Below are 19233 nucleotides of genomic sequence, written 5' to 3'. Positions count from 1 at the left end.
CATTTGCCTTTAGGAAAAGGTTAAGGGTTCTGCAAAAAAACTTCGTCTTCTTTTTTGAAACTTAAATACCCGAATACAAAAGAGAGTCCTAAAGAGACGAGAAAGAAATAATATGTGATTTGGGTATCCACTTCCTTCGCATCCACAAAATCATAATAGGTGCGCTTTGGATCCAAATAACCCCAAAGGACGATGATGAGGCAAACCATTTCGGTTGCAAAAAACCAAATCCTTGTCCATGTGGATTTCCAAAATCCTAAAAAGAAAAAGTTGAGTAAACTAATCAAAATGAAAATTGAATTGAGTTTGGGGCTAAGAGAAACGGATTCCTTGCCCTCAAAAAAACTGATTTCGTAACGAAACCAAGGCAATACAGAAAATAATAATTGTAAAAACAAAAAAACAAAAAAGATTTTATCAAAAAAAAGTTTTGTATTCCAATACCTGTATAAAGACAAAAATATTTTTTGGCCTAAATGCCACCAAACTTTAATTAAATCAGGAATGAGTTTAAGAGTTTCTTTTAAAAACAAAATACTTTCTTGGAAAAAATTCAGGATGGATCCGGTCATTCTACTTCCACTGTCATTTCTAATTCCACACAAGCATCCAATGGAAGAGAACTTACCCCAATGGCAAAACGTGCATGTTTACCCTTTTCACCAAAGATTTGTACGACAAGCTCCGATGCACCATTGGCAACTAAATGTTGTTCGGTGAACGATTCATCACATGCAACATACACTCCCAGTTTCACAACCGATTTCACTTGGTCCAAGGATTCGATGTGTAAGAGGAGGGTGGAGAGTGCATTGAGTAGGCATTGTTTTGCTTCCGCTTGTGCTTCTGGAAGTGTGATGCCTTTGCCAACTTTTCCTGTTTTGGTTAATTTTCCTGCCACTAGGGGCAATTGGCCTGATGTAAAAACTAAGTTCCCGGAACGTTTGGAGGGGATGTAGGCCGCGAGGGCTTGGGGAACTGGAGGGATTTGGATCCCAAGGGTTTGCAATTGTTCAGTGATGGCCATTGCGATCCAAACTATGGATTCAGCCCCTTGGAGACAAAATTTTTTTTTCGGACTGCAAAAAAACCATTTTTGGATTGACATTTGGCAGTCAAAGATGTAGAGTGCTAATGAAAATAGCAGGCTACGAATAAGAGTGCCAAAAGGAGATTTTGCATGTTATTTCGAATTTTAGACCCACAAACGAAAGCAAACCAGTTTTGGAGAGATTTTGATCGTTTGAACGATGAGTTGACTCGATCCATCTTGGATGACCAATTCGGAAGTTCCTCGCATTTTCCTCCAGTGAATGTGTACACAAAAGAAGACGAAGCCCTTGTGACTTGTCTTTTGCCAGGAGTGGACACGGACCAAATTGATATCAGCGTGAAAGACCATATCTTATCTATCCATGGAAAGAAAAAAATGGAAGAACTAGCAGAAGGGACTGAAGTTCATAGAAGGGAAATTTTCCATGGAGAATTCCATAGAAGGTTAGAACTCCCATTCCGAGTGAACCAAGACCAAGTTTCAGCAAAGTATGTGAATGGAATATTGAACATTCACCTACCAAGAAGAGAAGAAGACAAACCGAAAAAAGTTTCCATCAGTTTAGGATAAGGAGAATCGGACATGAATGCATTAACAAAAGAAACCAAACAAGAAGTAGATGGAAAAAGAGAAGTTACAGAAGTAAAACCACAAGTAAAAGTATATTCTCCTAATGTTGATGTTTACGAAACCGAAAACTCGTTACTCTTTCGAGTGGAAATGCCAGGTGTAGATGAAACATCTGTTGGAATCACCATCGAAAAGGACCAACTGCTCCTCGAAGGAAAGTTCCAAATCCCAACCGTGGAAAGAGGACAAGTTCGGTTGGCGGAATACAGAGAAGGGAATTACCAAAGAAGGTTTACGATAGGCAAAGCGGTAGATTCAGAAAACGCGATCGCAAAAATCAAAAACGGAATTCTGGAACTAACCCTTCCTAAGGTTGAACCGAAAAAAACAAAAATAGAAATTCGAACTTCTTAAGTATTGGATCAAAAATATAAAAAAGTTCCAATAAAAAAAATTAAAGAAAAAACTATGAACCCGAAATCAAAAACCCAAGAGAACAAAAGTTTTCTTGGGTTTTGTTTTAGAGAAACGTTTGGATGGTTTGGAACAGAGTATCGTTTTCTTCCTTTGTACCGATGGTGATCCGGATGTAGTCCTTACAGATACCGTAAGAAAAATAACGAATCAGGATGTTTTTTTCCTTTAAGGAAAGGTACAAATGTTCTGGTGACACACCTGGTTTGGGTTTGCAAAATAAAAAATTCGTAGAAGAATCAGGTATCGTAAATCCAAGGGATTCCAAATTTGATTTGAGTCTCGATCTTTCTTGGATCACAAGATTTCTTTTTTCTAGGAAATAATCCTTATCAGCATAAGATGTTTCTGCAATCACTTGGTCAAGGATACCAACATTATAGGAATCTTTGAGTTTTCGTATCCAGGCGATGGTTTCCAATGATCCCACAATGTATCCAACTCGGAGTCCTGCGAGAGCATATGATTTCGAAAAGGTTCTGGAAACTAGTAGATTGGGATGGTCTTTGGTATGTGGAATCAAACTTGTATCTGGGGCCGCAAAATCAATGTAAGCCTCATCGGAAAGGACAAGTCCATTGAAGGATTTCACAAGTGCGAGTAATTCCTCTTTTGGTTCTGCAATCCCAGTGGGAGCGTTGGGGTGTGCAAAACAAAGTAATTTGCCTTTACTTTTTTTTAATGCTTCCAAATCAAAATGCAGATTTTCTAAAACAGGGATTGCTAGGTACTTTGCACCTACCATCATTTGTTCCGTTAGGACCGGATAATAAGAATAGGTGGGATCCGGAGCCACAACCACATCCCCTGGACCTACAAACGTTTGGAATAACAAACGTAAGGCTTCGTCCGAACCATTCGTCACAAGGATTTGGTTTGGGTCTAAATCAAAATCCTTGGCAATGAGTTCTTGTAATTTTCGAGAATGGTAATTGGGATACTTTCGAAGTAATCCCTTTTCCAAAACTCCTTCTACCGCCTTACCGATTTTAGGGGAAGGAGGGTATGGGTTTTCATTGGTATTGAGTTTGATGGTGGATGTTGTGAGTCCTGGTTGTTCCCCTGGAGTGTAAGGTAAAAAAGAATAAAGTTCCTTTCGAATGTAAGACTCGGGGTTAAAGTTTTTGTTTTCTGAATCCATACATCACAACCGGTTCAGTGCATTGATGTATGCTTTGGCACAAGCTTCAATGATATCAGTGGAATCACCTTTACCCACGACACGCCTTTCGCCTTCTTCCAAAGTGACAGAGGCTTCTGCCATGGCATCCGTTCCTTCAGTAACGGGGGATATCACAAGACGAGAAAGCAAAGGAGAAAGACCTGTCAGAGAAGAAATCGCTTTGAAGATACTATCGACTGGACCATCCCCTTTTGCTTCTCCTGTCTTTGTTTCACCTTTTATTTGTAAGGTGACCTTCGCAAAAGGAGTTTTGTCAGAACCGGTATTTTGTTCAAAGGAAGATAACCTGTAGGTTTCATCCACTTGGGATCGGCTGATTTCAGATTGGAACAGGGCAGCGATGTCTTCATCGAAAACTTCCTTTTTTTTGTCTGCGATTTCCAAAAACCGATTGTAAGCATTATCGATTTCTTCTGGTTTAGGATCAAATCCCATGCGGATGATCCGATCTTTGAATCCAGCCCTTCCTGAGTGGCGGCCAAGCACCATTCGATTGGATTTTAAGCCGACGGATTCTGGGGTCATGATTTCATAGGTTTGTCGGTTTTTGATCACACCGTCTTGGTGGATGCCTGATTCATGAGCAAATGCATTGGCACCCACTATGGCTTTGTTCGGTTGGACAACCATCCCCGTAATGGTTTTTACCAAATGGGAACCACGTGTGATGAGAGTAGAGTCTATTTTTGTTTCTACCCCAAAGGTATCTTTTCTTGTTTTAAGGGCCATCACCACTTCTTCCATGGCGGTATTCCCAGCTCGTTCGCCAATCCCATTGATGGTACATTCAATTTGGCGTCCACCTGCAAGCACTGTGGCAAGGGAATTGGCAACCGCGAGACCTAAGTCATTATGGCAATGGGCTGAGAAGATTACTTTGTCAGCTCCCTTTACCTTGGTTTTTAGAAACCGAAAGAGGTCCATGTATTCTTGTGGTGTTGTGTAACCAACGGTATCTGGGATATTAATGGTAGTGGCACCTTCTTCGATCACGGCTTCGACTAACTCGCGTAAGAACTCCCATTCGGAACGAGTGGCATCTTCTGGTGAAAATTCCACATCGGGTACAAAGTCTTTTGCCATCCGAACCGCAATCCTTGCCATTTCAAGCACCTCAGATGGTGACTTACCCAATTTGTGTTTCATATGGATGGGAGAGGAAGCAATGAAGGTATGGATTCGTTTGGACTTGGCAGGTTTCAGTGCATCTCTTGCGGCTTCTAAATCCGGCCTTAGGGCACGGGCTAAACCACAAATGGTGGGTCCTTCGATTTCACGGGCAATCCGTTCCACAGCCTTAAACTGTACGGGTGAGGAGACAGGGAAACCAGCTTCGATGATATCAACTTTCATCCGAGCGAGGTGCCCGGCAATTTCTACCTTCTCATCCTCACTCATGGCAGCACCTGGGCACTGCTCTCCGTCGCGCAAAGTGGTATCAAAAATCCGTACGTAATCTTCCATCTCCTTCCAGATCATAGTTTCCCCGAACTCTGTCAAGGAGTATGGAAAGCACCTGTGATCCAGCGGTATGGTTTCCCTTCATGATCGACAGGGATTGGCTTTTTTTCCCCCTCCGACCAAAACCGTATGGGTTTTTCCAAGTCATAGGAAACTTCCTGCTTGGTTTCTTTCAGTAGAGACTCTTTTACCGTTTGCCTTGGTTTCGGAAAAAAAGAGAGGAAAAGGATGCAAAAGGCAAACCAAACATACCAAAGGCTAATGGGGAAGCGGTGCATCGTGATTTGAAAGTACCAACTGATCCCAAGGAAACAAAAAAACCAGATCGGGAACAAATAGCGGATGGGGTACGGGTGGAGGTAGGTGAACCTTCCCACAACAATGAGTAACAGAAGGAGCACTGGGAAGAGAACCAAAACTAAAATCCGAATGCGAACAGGAAATTTGAAACTCGTAAAAAGGCTGAGGGATATGAGGAAGAGTAAGGAACCATTCTGATAGAATAGGTGTTTGGAAACATCCAAAAGATAGGTGCCCGATAGAAATAGAATCCTTTCTCCTGATTTTTGCGAGAGGGAATTGAATAATATCCCAAAACTATTGGGTATTTGGAGTGATTGTTTGATTCCGTAAAAAAGGAATTCATTGACGAGAAAAAAAAGTAAGATAAGAGTTGTGAGTCTCCATCCATGAAGTTTGGTGATACCAATTTCATTTTTCTTTCTGATTTCCAATAGGTAAATGGTCATAAAACAAATGAACCCAATACAAAAAGAATACCGATCAGAAAGGTATAAAACGGTAAACCCAATCCAGTAAAGGCATAAACGAAAAACCAAATCACGATTTTTTCCTTCGTGGCCCAAACTTCTTTTTCGTAGATTGAATCCAAGGACACTCACTAAAAATAAACTAAAAAAGAAACCCGTGTTATGGTGGGCATTTGTAAAAAAGAACACAAATGGAAACGGGTTGTCCTTAAGAAGGTGGCTCAAAAAGGAAAAAAGAATGAGTAAGGTTTGGAAATAAAACAAATACAACAGTGATTCGTGTTTGGAAAGGAATTCATTTAACACCCAATAGATGCCAAGGGTGACGAAAACCATTTGGATCACTCCATAAAAGCTCGGTAAATACAAAAATGGTAGAACGAGATACAAAACCGACATAAGCACAAGGTCAGGGAAAAAATAAGGGGAAGGTGGTAAGTACCAGTGTGTGATCCCTTTCCCAGAGAAGAAATCCAATACCACCAAAGGGCTATAAAGTTGGTCCGCTGAATGTAAGGGTTGGAAGTAGATTGTTTCGCATAACAAAAAATTGATGGTACTTGCTAAGATGAGAAAAACGATAAGTGAAAACTTTGAGTGTTTTCCTTGGTTACTTCGTATTTCTTCAAAATTTGATTGGAAAATTTTGTCTAAGATCACAAGATGAAACCTATGTTGGAACAAATTCCCGATGGGAGCAGATCACTTTCTTTTTATTCCGTCAATTTGGATGGTGGCGAAAATTGTTCCGAACCACTCCACTTCTACCAATCCATTGTAGGGGGCGAAGTTCTGAAAGAAAGTTTTGGCCATTCGGAACTCCTTGTCTTTGGTACATTAAGGATGGTATTTTCCAAACCAACTGATGGATGCCCTGTTCGCCCTGGAACCATCACTTTGGAATGGGAAAGAGGTATGGAAAACGATCCCAAATTACAAAAATTTAAAACCCTTCAGTCCCACCCAACGAAAGCCTATTCCCTCTATGAAGACCCTTGGGGGAACTGGGTTTGGGTTTACTTCTCTAAATAAAGAAGCAGTCTGTCCGGGTAGTCAGTGATGATCCCGGAAACACCAACTTCCATTAAGGTTTTCCATTCCTCTTCCGTATTGGGTGTGTATGGGATGACAAGTAACCCTTCGTTTTTGCAAATTTCCACAAACTCTTTTGAACAAAGGGAGTGGTGTGGCAAAATCAAATCTGGTTCATATTCCATGTAATTGTTTCGAAGGATATCTCCTTTTTCAATGAGTAGACCCCGAAGCACTTCTGGTTCTTCCTTTCGCACAAGGTCCACAAGGTCCCAATCAAAACTACTCACCCAAATCCGATTTTGCAAATTGTACTTACGAATGAGTTTGACAACTGCCTTCGCAAGAGACTCCCTCTCTTCCGTTTTCCCTTCACTTTTGAGTTCTATGTCAAACACTGTGTTTTCAGGAAGGGTTTGGACCACTTGGGATAGGGTGGGAATTTGTTCTCCCTCAAATGCCTCTCCAAAAAAACTACCAGCATCCAGTTCCGCTAATTTGCGATAGGTGAAATCAGATACCTTTCCTTTCCCATCGGTTGTTCGGTCGACAGTAAAGTCATGGATCACAACCAAGTCCCCTGAACCACATAACATGGTATCAAGTTCAAAAAAATGAGTGGATTCCGATCCGACAAGAAAGGACACAAGTGTGTTTTCAGGCGCAAGGCCTCTTGCCCCACGGTGGCCAATGTTTGCGGGGATTTTTCCAAGAAGTGTTCGTAACCTTTCGGTCCTTGGTTTCCACATGGGTTTACCCTGGTTGGATGGTGGATTCATACCCTTCTTCTTCCATCGCCTGTTTGAACATCTGCTGCTTTAAGGTTTCACCCAAATAACGATCGATGTAAATATGGATCGCATATAGGATCGGTGTGATGAGAATGGCCACTCCCATTTTGTATAAAAAATTGGTACTGGCAATGGCAACGAGTTTAGGAACGGGGTGGTACTTGCCAAGGGCAATGAAGATCACCACATAAGAATCAATGAGTTGGGAGATGACGGTGGAACCGGTCGCACGCAACCAAATGTGTTTTCCTTTCGTTTTTTTTCGTAAAAAGTGAAAGGTATGTAAGTCAATCATCTGCCCAATCACATACGCAATGATGGAACCTAGGATGACAAGCCCTGAGTTCGCAAACACCCTTTCGAACGAGGCATCATCAATGGGCGAATCGGGACTTGCCGGGATTTGGATGTCAATGACAATGAGGAGGTAAGCAAATCCAATCATCACCATCCCAAGAAAGGTTGTGGCACGCACCACTTTCCTTCCATAGTATTCGTTCAGTAAATCAGTGATGATAAAGGTCACAGGGAAAGGGATAACCCCCATGGTCATGGTAAACCCGAAGGCAAAAAATAATTTACTACCTGTGAGTTCTGCGAGCAGTAAAAAGGTTAGGAAAAAACTCAATAATACAGTATAAAGGATCACTGGTTTTTGTTTTAAAGCGTGCATGGATTTCTTTTCCTCCCATTCTAATTTTCACTAGGAGAGAATCCCTCCTAAAAAATCATGGGTAACAGATAGATAGGGTGAGATTTGATTATTCTCTACTCTTTTTTTCTCACAAGTTCGATAATCAATCTAGAAGAAACGTATATGTCTGAATCACAATCCCCTAATCACCCCAAACGCCCCCTTACGAATGTGGCCAAGTATTCGTTATTATTTGCCTCTTGGTTCTTTTTATCCGCCATTTCGTTTTATTTGGGAATGAATCTCATGCAAAATTCGGGTTCCACTTTGGTGTTAAAAGACGTTCCTAAAACGGGGAACACCAACCCAAGTGTTGTGGAAGCATCCACTCCCTCCCTTGGCACCCCCTCCGAAATGGAGACTTCTGAACAAATGGAAGCAAAGCCAACAACTTCTGTAGAAGAAGAAGTGATGGAAACCCCAAACTTTTTACCCGATGAAAATGTGAGTTTCCGGTCGTCTGCTTGGTCAACAGATTGGACCGCGATGAAAAAAACGGTCCATCTCTACAATGAAATCCATCCCTTTATTTATACCATGAAGGGTGGGCTTTCGAATAATGGGGAACTCATTTCAAGTTGGTCCTCCACTTCACGTAAGGAACGTGTTGCAGAACTTCGTGCGTTAAATCCGAAAGTAAAAATCATCCCTACCATCTTTCGTTGGGAAAACCCAAAAGAAAAGATCCAAGAAAACATTGGGATGGGCGGGCGTAATGATATCCGTGACCACCACATCCAAGTGATTGTAAACGAAATCATGACCTATGGGTATGATGGGATTGACATCGATTACGAAGGGATGTCTTGCGATAAAAAAGAAAAGTTTGAAGAATTTTTTGCACTCCTTGCCAAAGAAGTCCACAAAAAAGGAAAACTCATTTCAGTTGCTGTCCATCCGAAAACTCCTGCAGAAAAATCAAAAAAGAAAGAACTACAATGCCGTGGTCTTTCCAAACCCATCCATTTGGACTTTCGGGAAAATTGGAGGGGACCAACCACACATGATTACGAATTCCTCGCCAAACATGCAGACCGCGTTAAAATCATGGCTTATGAACTCCATCCAAGGAAGTACCATAACCCAGGCCCAGGTCCCCAAGCACCAAACGTCTGGTTGAAGGACATCATCACTTACGCGAAAAAAAGAGTTCCCACTCATAAACTCTATATGGCAATCCCAACTTATGGTTACGACTGGGCACTCAATTGTAAAGCCTCTGCCAAAGCCATTTACCATTCTGATGCACAGAGGATCAAAGCAGGCACACATAAAAACCGCCAACCCACAGACATCAACCGCATCTTAAATGAAGAGAACAAAGTTGCCAATTGGAAAAATCTTTCCAAGTTTTCTGACATTCACAAAAACCGCGCTTATGAGGACCCTTCCTTGTGGTATACGAGTGGTGGATGTGACCGAGTGGCATTCTATATGAATAGACGTGCCTTTGAAGAAAAGATGAACCTTTTACGGAAATATGACTTAGGTGGATTCTCGTTTTGGCAACTGGTCACAGACAACGACCCTGAAATCAATGTGTACTTAAGCAAACTGGTACAAGGGAAAATTCCTCCCGTTGAAAAAGCAAAAGAGGAAGAAGAACCAAAAGAAGAAACCACCATCCAAAATATGGAAGCAAAAGAAACACTGAAAGTTTCTGATGCAAAAACAAAACAAAAGTCCAGTCCAAAAACCAAACAGTTCTAATATGAAAACCCTTATCTCTTCGGATGTTCGTTTGCTTGCGGACCTCATCCGAAAGGGAGGGGTGGTTGTATTTCCCACAGAAACTGTTTATGGAATTGGTGCCTCGAGTAAAAACGAAGAGGCCTGCAAACGCATTTACCAAATCAAAGGCAGACCAAGTGATAACCCACTGATTGCCCATTTTGATTCGATTGGTTCCATTGAAAAAGTCTGTAAAGTGAATGAATTCGCAAAACGATTGCTTGGTGAGTTTTCACCAGGCCCTTTGACACTTGTCCTTCCAAAACTTGACACTTCAATTTTCCCAAAAGATTCAGAGACTTTGGCCGTTCGCATTCCCAAAAACCCGGTCATCCGTGAATGGATTGGGCTTTGTGGGAGTCCCATTTCTGCCCCCTCAGCCAATCTTTCCGGTAGGCCATCCCTTACTCGCATGACAGATGTTGTGCGATACTTTGACGGCATTGTCGACGGGATATTTCTCACAGACGAACCTAGTTTAGGCATTGAGTCAACTGTTGTGGGAATGCACCTCGATCCGCCAGTCCTCTTTCGCCCTGGCTCCATTGAATCAAAGGACCTCCGCCGGTTTTTGCCCCATTTAATGGTTCCGAAATCCTTTCAGGTGCAAGGAGAGATGACTCCGGCAAGCCCTGGTATGAAGTACAAACACTATGCGCCGAAGGCGAAGGTATACCTTTGCCATGCAACAGAGTTCCATTCCAATTTTCAGAAGGAAGGTGAAAATCCAAGTTTTGCATGGATCGGATTTTCATTTGATGGAAAGGAAATTGTCGAGGGAGGGTTTCGGATTGGTTTGGACTCTCCAGAGCGAATCAAACTTGTTTCTTCTAACCGAGAGTATAGTTCTTTCTTATATGCTTTTTTTGAGTTTTGTGACCAAATGGGAATGGAACGGATCTACTGCGAAGAACCGGCCTTAGGTGAAGGTAGGGAAGCCCTTCTCAACCGATTGGAAAAGGCTTCCGAATCAGAATGAATTCGATTCCATTTTTAGAATCGGATTGATAGGGACAAGTTCACTTCAGTATTCTTTCGTTCAGAGTGGTGGTATTTGTAAAACTCTTCTGATGGTTCCCCGTTTCGTTCCCACCTTTTTTTTCCTTACCGATTTTTCCAATGAAGTTTTGTATGGGAGAGAAGGGATACTTCTCCAAGGGATTCCAAAAGCTGTAACTCAGACAATAACCCACCTAGGAGGGGGATTTTATTTTTGAGATTGTAAGCTGGGAGTTCTTCTGTTAGGTAGATGGCTTTCCCACCTAATTTTTCTTTGACGAAACTGATGGCATCGAGTAGGCCCCCAAGCGAATCTACAATTTGATTTTCTGTACTAGGGAGATATACTCGACCCATTCCAATTTTCGGAAGATCGGATAATGGGATATTTCTTCCCTCTGACACTCGTTTGTAAAACAATGCTTCAATCTTTTTGATTTGGGATTCTAAATACTGGACACTCTGTTTGGAGAGGGGTTGGAACTCAGAATGAATGTCTCGAAAGGGATAAAACCCCACGGCTTCTTTATTCAAATGGAACTTTTTATAGAGTTTTTGTAAGTTCGCTCGGATGCTCACAGCTCCAATGGAACCTGTGATGCAAACAGGGGATGCTGTGATGTAATCAGCCGCAGTGGCTATGTAGTAGCCACCACTTGCGACAGTGTCTTTAAAATAAGCAGTAACCAACTTTGATTTTTTTAATTCCAAAATTTCCTGGTGGATTTGTTCGGAATAAAAGGCGGACCCACCTGGTGAAGAAATTTCCAAGATGACTGCTTTGATTTTTTTATCCTCACCTAATGCTTTTAATGTGGGAATAAGAGAAAATGCTTCAATTTTTCCGTTTTCTCTATTTTTATGTAGGTAGTCCCCACCCGTTATCCCACCATCAATGGGAAGGATGACCACTTCTTGTTTGCGTTTGGGGAAAAGTGAAAATTCCTGAATCGTTTGGTAAAGTGCAGGGAAATTCGGTGAAAATAGCTTTCGATCAGAAGAAAAAAATTCCGTTTCTGTTTTGATTCCTTGGACCACAGCTTCAGTAAGTAAGTCATCTGCAGATAACATCGGTTTGTAAAAGAGTGGCTCTAGGTTCTTATTCCCATTGGTTAGGGCATCTAGAATTTTTTTGCGAAGGTCAATCACGAGTGTTTCTAAATTTTTCTTTGCTTCTTTTGAGAACTCACCTCGTGTAAAACTTTCCGCAAAGGATTTGTAGGGACCCGAGGCAAAGGCTTGCACTTCAATCCCCCAGGTTTTTAAGAATTTGCCATAAAACATGGGTTCGGCGCTCGGAAGTAGGACCATAAATTCTGATTCGGGAGCGAGGTATGCTTCACTCGAGGCTGTGAGTAAAAGTAAACTTCCAAGACCTCCTTCTTTGGCAAACATGCGAATGGTTTTCCCAGCGTTTCGGATGTTTATCAGTTCGTTTCTAATTTCATAAAATTCCGAAAGTGTCCATTCCAAAGGAGGTAAACTGATATCTAGGGTTTTGATTTTTGGATTTTTCTCTATGGTTTTCAGTAATACAAGGAGCTCTAATCTTGTGATGGTTTCTTCTTTGCCTTGGAGTTTTTTGACGAAAAAGGATTTATAAGAATCCTCAAAAGTCGGTGGCATTTCCAATTCATAAACTTCACGCCCTCGTTGCAAGAGGAGGCTTAGACGTAGGTAAATCAGGTACAAAACTCGAAATGGTAAAAAAAGGATGAAAAAAAGAATTCGAAACACGGGATGTCCTCTTCCCTCCATTCCTTAAAATTCTTTCCAGAATGAAAGAGGAAAACAAGCTATCCGATGTGGATTCCTTTATTCGTATTCGTGGCGCCCGTGAACATAACCTAAAAAACCTAAACCTAGACATTCCGAGGGACAAACTAGTGGTCATCACTGGATTGTCTGGATCGGGAAAGTCGTCCCTTGCCTTTGATACCATTTATGCAGAAGGGCAACGGCGGTATGTGGAATCTCTTTCCAGTTACGCTCGGCAATTCCTTGGCCAAATGGAAAAACCAGAAGTGGACCAAATTGAGGGATTAAGCCCCGCAATTTCCATCGAACAAAAAACCACACACCGTAACCCTCGTTCTACTGTTGGAACTGTCACAGAAATTTATGACTACTTGCGATTGTTATACGCTCGTGTCGGAAAACCACATTGCCCTAAGTGTGGGACAGCAATTTCAAGTTTGTCTGTCGACCAAATCACTGATCGGATCAATGTTTTTCCAGAAGGGACCAAATTACAAATCCTAGCCCCTGTCATCCAAGGGAAAAAAGGAGAACACAAGGAGGTCCTCGAACGATTCAAAAAAGAAGGATTCAACCGAGTCCGTGTGAATGGAGAAGTGTACTCACTAGAGGATGAAATCCCTTTGAAAAAAAATTTCAAAGCAGACATTGATATCGTTGTGGACCGGATTGTGATGAAACCGGGAATCCAATCTCGGTTGTCCGACTCTGTGGAAACAGCTTTAAAAACGGCAGATGGGATTGTCGTCGTGGAGGACGGAGAAAAAGACCATTTGTTTTCCCAAAAACTATCCTGTCCCAAATGTGATGATGTGAGTATCCCTGAACTCACACCGAGGTTATTTTCCTTTAATTCGCCATTTGGTGCCTGCTCCAATTGTGATGGACTTGGTGCACTACTGGAGTTTGACGAAGCACTCCTCGTTACCGATCGAGAGGCTTCTCTTGCCGAAGGTTGTATCGAAGCATGGGGAGGATCCAAATCCAATTCGTATTGGTATATGGCCACCATACAAGCGTTATCGAAAAAATTAAAATTTAATTTAAATACATCTTGGAAGGACTTACCTGAGAAAGTTAGAAATACAATTTTGCATGGAGATGCATCCATTCATATTGATTATGATTTCCGGGGGGCCAATTCCCATTATGAATTTTCTAGAAATTATGAAGGAGTGATCCCCAATCTAAAACGCCGTTACAAGGAAACCAAATCAGATTCGATGCGCCAATGGTTTGAATCCTTTATGACGAACCACGATTGTGAGGAGTGCAATGGAAAACGTTTGCGAAAGGAAGCCCTCGCCGTCAAAGTACAAGGCATAGGGATTGATGCATATACTGGTTTTTCCATTGAAAAGGCCTTAGAGTTCACAAAAAAATCCGAATACAAAGGGGCTGAAGATACAATTTCGAAACCCATTTTAAAAGAAATTTTGCAAAGGCTCCACTTCTTAAATGATGTAGGAGTTGGGTACTTGAATTTAAGTCGATCGGCTGGCACACTTTCTGGTGGTGAAATGCAACGCATTCGGCTTGCCACTCAAATTGGATCTAGGCTTATGGGAGTGCTTTATATCCTAGATGAACCATCCATTGGACTCCACCAAAGGGACAATACGAAACTTGTCCAAACCTTAAAAGGTTTAAGGAACTTAGGGAATACGGTACTTGTCGTGGAACATGACAAAGAGACCATGGAAGAAGCAGATTACATTGTGGACATGGGTCCTGGTGCTGGAGTCCATGGCGGCGAAATTGTGGCCTTCGGAACCCCCGAACAAATCAAAAAAGACAAACACTCTGTGACAGGTAAATTTTTGTCTGGAGAAAAACGTATCTCAAAACCTGATACCAGGCGAGTGGGGAATGGGAAATTTTTAAAGATTACAGGCGCAACACATAACAACCTAAAGAATGTAGACGTTTCCATCCCACTTGGAACGTTAACAGTCGTTACGGGAGTCTCTGGGTCTGGTAAGTCCACTCTTATCAACGAAATTTTGTACAAGGAACTGGCAAGTTCTGTGATGGGTATGAAACTGGTCCCAGGCAAACACAAAAAAATCCTTGGCAAAGACCAAATCGATAAGGTCATCAATATTGACCAATCTGCTATCGGAAGGACCCCTCGTTCGAACCCAGCAACTTACACTGGATTGTTTACATTTATAAGGGATCTTTATAGTGGACTGGAAGAAGCGAAGGTGCGCGGCTATGGGCCTGGGCGTTTCAGTTTCAATGTGGCTGGTGGAAGGTGTGAGAAATGTGAAGGTGATGGGATCTTAAAAATCGAAATGCATTTTTTGCCTGACATCTATGTGGAATGTGAGGTTTGCAAAGGCAAACGATACAATCGTGAGACCCTAGAGGTAAAGTACAAAGGGAAAAATATTTCGGATGTACTTGGGATGACTGTAGAGGAAGCCGTTGTATTCTTTGAAAATATCCCGAATCTCAAACGGAAATTGGATACACTGATGGATGTTGGTTTAGGGTACATCAAACTCGGACAAGCTGCCACAACCTTTTCTGGTGGGGAAGCACAAAGGATCAAACTCTCCACAGAACTTTCCAAACGACCAACGGGAAAAACACTTTATATTTTGGATGAGCCGACGACAGGCCTACATTTTGAGGACATTGAAAAATTATTATCCGTTTTACAGGTATTAGTGGAGAAAGGGAATTCAATGGTGATCATTGAACATAACTTAGATGTCATCAAAGCTGCGGATTACATCATCGACATCGGGCCGGAAGGCGGAGATGGTGGGGGAGAAGTCATTGCCACAGGGACTCCAGAAGAGGTTTCTGCAGTGAAAGCATCCTTTACAGGACAATACTTGAAGAAAGTCTTACAAGAGGAAAAAGAATTGGATGCCAAAATGGCGAAACGAAAGGGAAAATAAAATTTGTGAATGGAACTAACGATCCTTCCCCATTTCATTTATTTTCCAAATGGGGTGACAACGATTCGATTTACCCAAAAGGTTATTTGAGAAATCTGGGAGATAGTCCTCCCTTAAACTTTTACCGCAGTTGGAAACCCTACTTACATTCAGCCGGTTTTTATGATTTTATCTTAGGGAAAGAGAGTTATTACGAGTTTCAAAAAAAGCTTTCTTCCTTAGCCGAGGAACCGTTTGGAGTTTCCTTGGCGCTTGCTTGTATGGTGGAAGTGAATGTAGCCGGTGGAATTTTAAATGCGTCTCGGTACAAAGAACCAGGATCCCATTTTTTATGGAATGCATTTTTAGGAAAAGATCCTATCCTCATCCTGGCAGTTGGTGTGAGTGAGCCAGGGTTTGACGGAAAATTAAAAAAACTCCAATCAGGTATAGATGATAACCAATTAACGGGCATTAAATCTTTTATTACCAATGGTGGTGAAGCAGACTTTATCTTTTGGGTTACGAAAAAAGAAGAGGTTTACCCTCTCTATTTCGTTTCCATTCCGAAAGAGTCTGATCATCCGAATCTCATCGAAAAAAGAATCTTTTATACTGAATTTACACCACAAGTGAGCCATTTACGTATCCAATTTAGTGGATTACCCATTCCAGAAGAGAATCTCCTCCTTGCAAACTATGGAAGTTTGGGATTGGAACTCCGCTTAAAAGAGTTGTGTTCCCTCGTTTCCTTACTCATCGGCAAAACAAAACCACTCAGTGAAAGGGACAAAGGGATCAAAGGAGAAAGGGATCGTTTGGTGGATTGGCAAGAGGGGTTTTTAAGAGGTTTGGTTGGAAACCCCACAACCGAACCATTATTGGAAGCGGTTCCCTATCCCATTTCACCACTTATCAGTTCCGTCACAAAACATTTTGGGTTAGAATCAGGAGAGGATTTAAAATCCAATGACCCTGATTGGCAACTTTTCCTTTGGGAAGATAGTTTGACCAAGTACTTAGTCCAAAAGAAAAAGCGAACCACAACTAACCAAATGGATAGAAAATCCTAAAATTTGCATTTTCTTTTCCAATGGCGGACATTTGGTCCAAAACCTTCCTCTCTCCATTGGTGGAAGGAACATTGCCTACGGAACTCAATGGTGGGCGTGGTGGTGGGAGTGTTTTCCTTTATGATCGTGGGCATGACCATGTTCATGGCCATGGTGTCCAAATTCTCGTTCTGATTCTCGGATCGTAAGGGAATCCAATTTTTGTAAAATGGCTGCAGAGATGATTTCAACCGACACAAATGGCACACCGAATTCTTCCTTTAGTACTTTATGAATTTCAAATGTGATTCTATCTCTATTTGCATTCTCTTTGACAGCCACTTGTATTTCCACTGAAAACACACCAGATGTAAGTTTACGAACAGTAATTTTAGGCACGGAATGGATTCCATCCAAAACCTTGGTATGAGCGAGCAAATGTTCTTTATCAAACTCACTGGTATCTGCTTCAATTAGGATTTGGATTGATTCTTTGACAATTCCATAAGAGGTTTTTAAAATAAAAAGTCCAAGTAAGATACTGAGGATGCTGTCCACCTGTTTGATCCCGGTGAATCGAATGAGAAGGGCACCAAATATCACCGCTAAAGTTCCCAGTAAATCACTCAGGACATGCAAATAGGCTGACTTTAAATTGAGGCTTGTTTTGCTTACGCCCACAAGTAGTCCCGCGGAAATCAAATTGATTCCAAAACCAATCAGGGAATAGACAAGCATGGTTTCAGCTTCTACATCCGCGTTTCCATAATAACGCATATAACTTTCATATAAAATAAAAACGGAGATGGCAATGAGAAGTAAGCCATTTAAAAACGCGGCGATCACTTCGAATCGATGGAAACCAAACGGATACTTTGCATTTGGTTTTTTTGACGCAACGAGAAGGGCAAAAAGGGAAATGAGGTGAGCAAATATGTCGGCAAAGATATGACCTGCATCTGCAAATAAAGCCAAACTCCCACTTTCTTTAGATCCAACCCATTCGATAAAAAATATCATGATGGATAAAAGTCCAGAAAGACTTAAGTAGAAGATTAGTTTTTTCCGTTTGGGTCGTTTGTTAGTCATGATTATTACCGAGTGAATTTGCCGCTCTTGGAATCACAACAATGTCTACCCTTCGGTTCAGTGCTTTGTTTTCTTTGGTGCTATTGGGGACAATGGGTTGGTATTCTCCATAACCAGCACTGGAAAAGTTTTTTGGGTTTAAACTTTTATTTTGCAAAATGAATTCGAGAACTGCTAATGCCCGTTCGCTGGAAAGATGCCAGTTGTTGCGAAATTTTGTTTTGATGGGAACATTGTCCGTATGCCCTTCCACAACGATGTAGTTTTCAGGGTACGAGGCCAAAATATCCCGAATTTTTTCGATGGCAGGGAGGATGGCGGGCTTCAATTCCGAAGAACCACTATCAAAAGAAATTTTATCATCGATATTGATGATGAGTTTGTTGTGGAATCGTTTCAGACGGATTTGCCCTGAAGTGATTTCTTTTGCAAGTTTCTCTTCAAATTCTTTGGTTTGTTCGGATAACCTTTCCAGTTCTCGTTTTTGTTCTTTTGTTAGTTTACGAAGGTTTGCTAACTCTTCTTCTAAGTTACGAATCCTTTCTTTTAGTTCATCCATTTTGGATTCGTAAGATTCACGGAGTTTTTGTTCTTTTTGCAAACACTCTCGTTCTTTTTCTTCTAACTTTCGTTTCAGACTATCAATTTCTGCTCTGTCTTTCTCTTCACGTTTTCTGTTTTCGTCCGCAAGCGTACGTTCTTTATCCGTACCTTTTTTTTCAATGCTTCGGAGTCGCATGTCGTAATCTCTGAGTTTATCGGAATACTCATCTTGTTCTTTGGCACGATTTCGTTTTTCGAGTTCTAAATCTTCTGTAAGATTACGGATCTGGGATTGGAGTTCCTTTTTTTCTTCTTCTAAACGGATCAGTTCATTCTGGTGTTGTTTGCGGATATCAGCGAGTTCCAATTCCAAGGCATATTTTTCTTTGTAAATTTGGTTGTACTCGTAAGGGAAGTAGACCCAATCTGCATGGACCGAAGAAGGGGAAAGGAAACCAAAAAAGAGGAGGCAAATGGAAAGGAGAAGCTGGAAAAAATTTTTATTTTGAGTCATCAAAACTATCCTCTAAATTGACTTTCGGTAAACTTGGTGCTTCCGATTTCACACGTTCCCAATTCGAGAGTCGCCTTCTGGCATCCGACTTTTTTTCGGCGTATTGGGTTTCGTATATTTCTTTTTTGATGTATTCGGGATCTGCTGGAGTTTTTCCTTGGGATTCTTGGAATTTTACAGCGATCTCGGAACGTACTAACTCTAGTTCTGCGATAAGCTCACCCAAAGCTGCTTCTTTCATTTCCAAATAAGCTTTGTCTTCTTTTTCTTTTTGTACCCAGGTTTTGTATCTGGTTTCTTCTTTCGCTCTTTCCAATTCAACCGTTTGGCTTTCCTCTAGGTATCGTTTCGCAGACACTAGGTCTTCTTTTAAGGTAAAGTAGGATTCCTTCGTACGTTTTAAATCCCTTTCAGCAGCATGTTTGTTTACTTTGGCCGATGAAATTTTGATGGCCTGGCTTGTGAGAGCATTTGCTTTTCTTTGGTTTGCAACTTCGTTATTCAATTTGATGATTTTTTCGGTGAGGATCTTCGTTGCATTTTTTTGCTCCGAATTCATCACTTCTTCCCGCACATAGGCATCTGGGACTTTGCTGATTTTTGGTTCAAAGAGAACACATTGTGAAA

The 19233-nt window shown here is 41.5% G+C and carries 18 protein-coding genes; 7 read left to right on the top strand and 11 right to left on the bottom strand.

Features of this window, described 5'->3' with window-relative positions:
• Positions 1 to 20: 20 nt before the first annotated feature.
• Both EHQ62_RS08110 and EHQ62_RS08105 read right to left on the bottom strand, forming a co-directional pair.
• Positions 21 to 572, bottom strand: a complete 552-nt coding sequence (locus EHQ62_RS08110; protein WP_135641752.1) for a hypothetical protein — start codon at positions 570 to 572, stop codon at positions 21 to 23.
• Positions 569 to 1027 (bottom strand): RidA family protein, encoded by a 459-nt coding sequence (locus EHQ62_RS08105; RefSeq protein WP_135641751.1) that lies wholly within the window; start codon positions 1025 to 1027, stop codon positions 569 to 571. The genes EHQ62_RS08110 and EHQ62_RS08105 overlap by 4 nt, the downstream gene beginning before the upstream one ends.
• A gap of 153 nt (positions 1028 to 1180) precedes the next feature.
• Here EHQ62_RS08105 and EHQ62_RS08100 point away from each other — a divergent pair, with 153 nt between their 5' ends.
• Positions 1181 to 1624 carry an Hsp20/alpha crystallin family protein gene (locus tag EHQ62_RS08100; protein WP_135641750.1) on the top strand — a complete coding sequence of 148 codons (444 nt, stop codon included), beginning with the start codon at positions 1181 to 1183 and terminating at the stop codon, positions 1622 to 1624.
• Positions 1625 to 1636: 12 nt separating this feature from the next.
• A complete protein-coding gene (locus tag EHQ62_RS08095) occupies positions 1637 to 2038 on the top strand; it encodes an Hsp20/alpha crystallin family protein (RefSeq protein WP_135641749.1) in 402 nt (133 codons plus the stop codon).
• Positions 2039 to 2144: 106 nt separating this feature from the next.
• On the opposite strand, the gene hisC is transcribed toward EHQ62_RS08095, so the two are convergent.
• From hisC to EHQ62_RS08080, 3 genes are read right to left on the bottom strand one after another with little or no spacing between them, the layout of a single operon-like run.
• Positions 2145 to 3239 (bottom strand): histidinol-phosphate transaminase, encoded by a 1095-nt coding sequence (gene hisC, locus EHQ62_RS08090; protein ID WP_135641748.1) that lies wholly within the window; start codon positions 3237 to 3239, stop codon positions 2145 to 2147.
• Positions 3240 to 3242: 3 nt separating this feature from the next.
• Positions 3243 to 4760, bottom strand: a complete 1518-nt coding sequence (locus EHQ62_RS08085) for a 2-isopropylmalate synthase (RefSeq protein WP_135641747.1) — start codon at positions 4758 to 4760, stop codon at positions 3243 to 3245.
• Between the two features lie 17 nt (positions 4761 to 4777).
• A complete protein-coding gene (locus EHQ62_RS08080) occupies positions 4778 to 6172 on the bottom strand; it encodes a hypothetical protein (RefSeq protein ID WP_244241692.1) in 1395 nt (464 codons plus the stop codon).
• A gap of 3 nt (positions 6173 to 6175) precedes the next feature.
• On the opposite strand from EHQ62_RS08080, the gene EHQ62_RS08075 reads away from it, so the two are divergent.
• Complete coding sequence (locus EHQ62_RS08075; protein WP_341866972.1) at positions 6176 to 6544, top strand: VOC family protein; 369 nt, start codon at positions 6176 to 6178, stop codon at positions 6542 to 6544.
• On the opposite strand, the gene EHQ62_RS08070 is transcribed toward EHQ62_RS08075, so the two are convergent.
• Positions 6529 to 7293: a glycerophosphodiester phosphodiesterase gene (locus EHQ62_RS08070; RefSeq protein ID WP_135641784.1), complete on the bottom strand. Its 765-nt coding sequence runs from the start codon at positions 7291 to 7293 to the stop codon at positions 6529 to 6531. The genes EHQ62_RS08075 and EHQ62_RS08070 overlap by 16 nt on opposite strands.
• A 4-nt stretch (positions 7294 to 7297) precedes the next feature.
• The gene (locus tag EHQ62_RS08065) at positions 7298 to 8008 is read right to left on the bottom strand and encodes a queuosine precursor transporter (RefSeq protein ID WP_135641746.1); all 711 of its coding nucleotides are present in this window, start codon (positions 8006 to 8008) and stop codon (positions 7298 to 7300) included.
• 144 nt (positions 8009 to 8152) lie between these two features.
• Here EHQ62_RS08065 and EHQ62_RS08060 point away from each other — a divergent pair, with 144 nt between their 5' ends.
• Positions 8153 to 9739, top strand: a complete 1587-nt coding sequence (locus tag EHQ62_RS08060; RefSeq protein WP_135641745.1) for a glycosyl hydrolase family 18 protein — start codon at positions 8153 to 8155, stop codon at positions 9737 to 9739.
• Position 9740: 1 nt separating this feature from the next.
• Positions 9741 to 10739, top strand: coding sequence for an L-threonylcarbamoyladenylate synthase (locus EHQ62_RS08055; RefSeq protein ID WP_135641783.1), 999 nt, complete (start codon positions 9741 to 9743; stop codon positions 10737 to 10739).
• 125 nt (positions 10740 to 10864) lie between these two features.
• Here the strand turns inward: EHQ62_RS08055 and EHQ62_RS08050 are convergent, their stop codons facing one another.
• Complete coding sequence (locus tag EHQ62_RS08050) at positions 10865 to 12496, bottom strand: S49 family peptidase (protein ID WP_135641744.1); 1632 nt, start codon at positions 12494 to 12496, stop codon at positions 10865 to 10867.
• Positions 12497 to 12537: 41 nt separating this feature from the next.
• On the opposite strand from EHQ62_RS08050, the gene uvrA reads away from it, so the two are divergent.
• Both uvrA and EHQ62_RS08040 read left to right on the top strand, forming a co-directional pair.
• The gene (gene uvrA / locus EHQ62_RS08045; protein ID WP_135641743.1) at positions 12538 to 15429 is read left to right on the top strand and encodes an excinuclease ABC subunit UvrA; all 2892 of its coding nucleotides are present in this window, start codon (positions 12538 to 12540) and stop codon (positions 15427 to 15429) included.
• A 5-nt stretch (positions 15430 to 15434) separates the two neighbouring features.
• Positions 15435 to 16481, top strand: coding sequence for an acyl-CoA dehydrogenase (locus EHQ62_RS08040; RefSeq protein ID WP_135641742.1), 1047 nt, complete (start codon positions 15435 to 15437; stop codon positions 16479 to 16481).
• Between the two features lie 84 nt (positions 16482 to 16565).
• Here the strand turns inward: EHQ62_RS08040 and EHQ62_RS08035 are convergent, their stop codons facing one another.
• Genes EHQ62_RS08035 through EHQ62_RS08025 form a run of 3 tightly spaced genes read right to left on the bottom strand, consistent with a single transcriptional unit; the run spans position 16566 to position 19165 of the window.
• Positions 16566 to 17549 (bottom strand): cation diffusion facilitator family transporter, encoded by a 984-nt coding sequence (locus tag EHQ62_RS08035; RefSeq protein WP_135641741.1) that lies wholly within the window; start codon positions 17547 to 17549, stop codon positions 16566 to 16568.
• Positions 17542 to 18606, bottom strand: a complete 1065-nt coding sequence (locus tag EHQ62_RS08030; protein ID WP_135641740.1) for an OmpA family protein — start codon at positions 18604 to 18606, stop codon at positions 17542 to 17544. The genes EHQ62_RS08035 and EHQ62_RS08030 overlap by 8 nt, the downstream gene beginning before the upstream one ends.
• Positions 18593 to 19165 carry a hypothetical protein gene (locus EHQ62_RS08025; protein WP_244241691.1) on the bottom strand — a complete coding sequence of 191 codons (573 nt, stop codon included), beginning with the start codon at positions 19163 to 19165 and terminating at the stop codon, positions 18593 to 18595. Before EHQ62_RS08025 ends, EHQ62_RS08030 begins: the two co-directional genes overlap by 14 nt.
• Positions 19166 to 19233: the final 68 nt, after the last annotated feature.

Origin of the sequence: Leptospira jelokensis, assembly GCF_004769635.1 — a bacterium.
Lineage (GTDB): Bacteria > Spirochaetota > Leptospiria > Leptospirales > Leptospiraceae > Leptospira_A > Leptospira_A jelokensis.
This window is presented reverse-complemented; position numbering and strand designations above follow the sequence as displayed.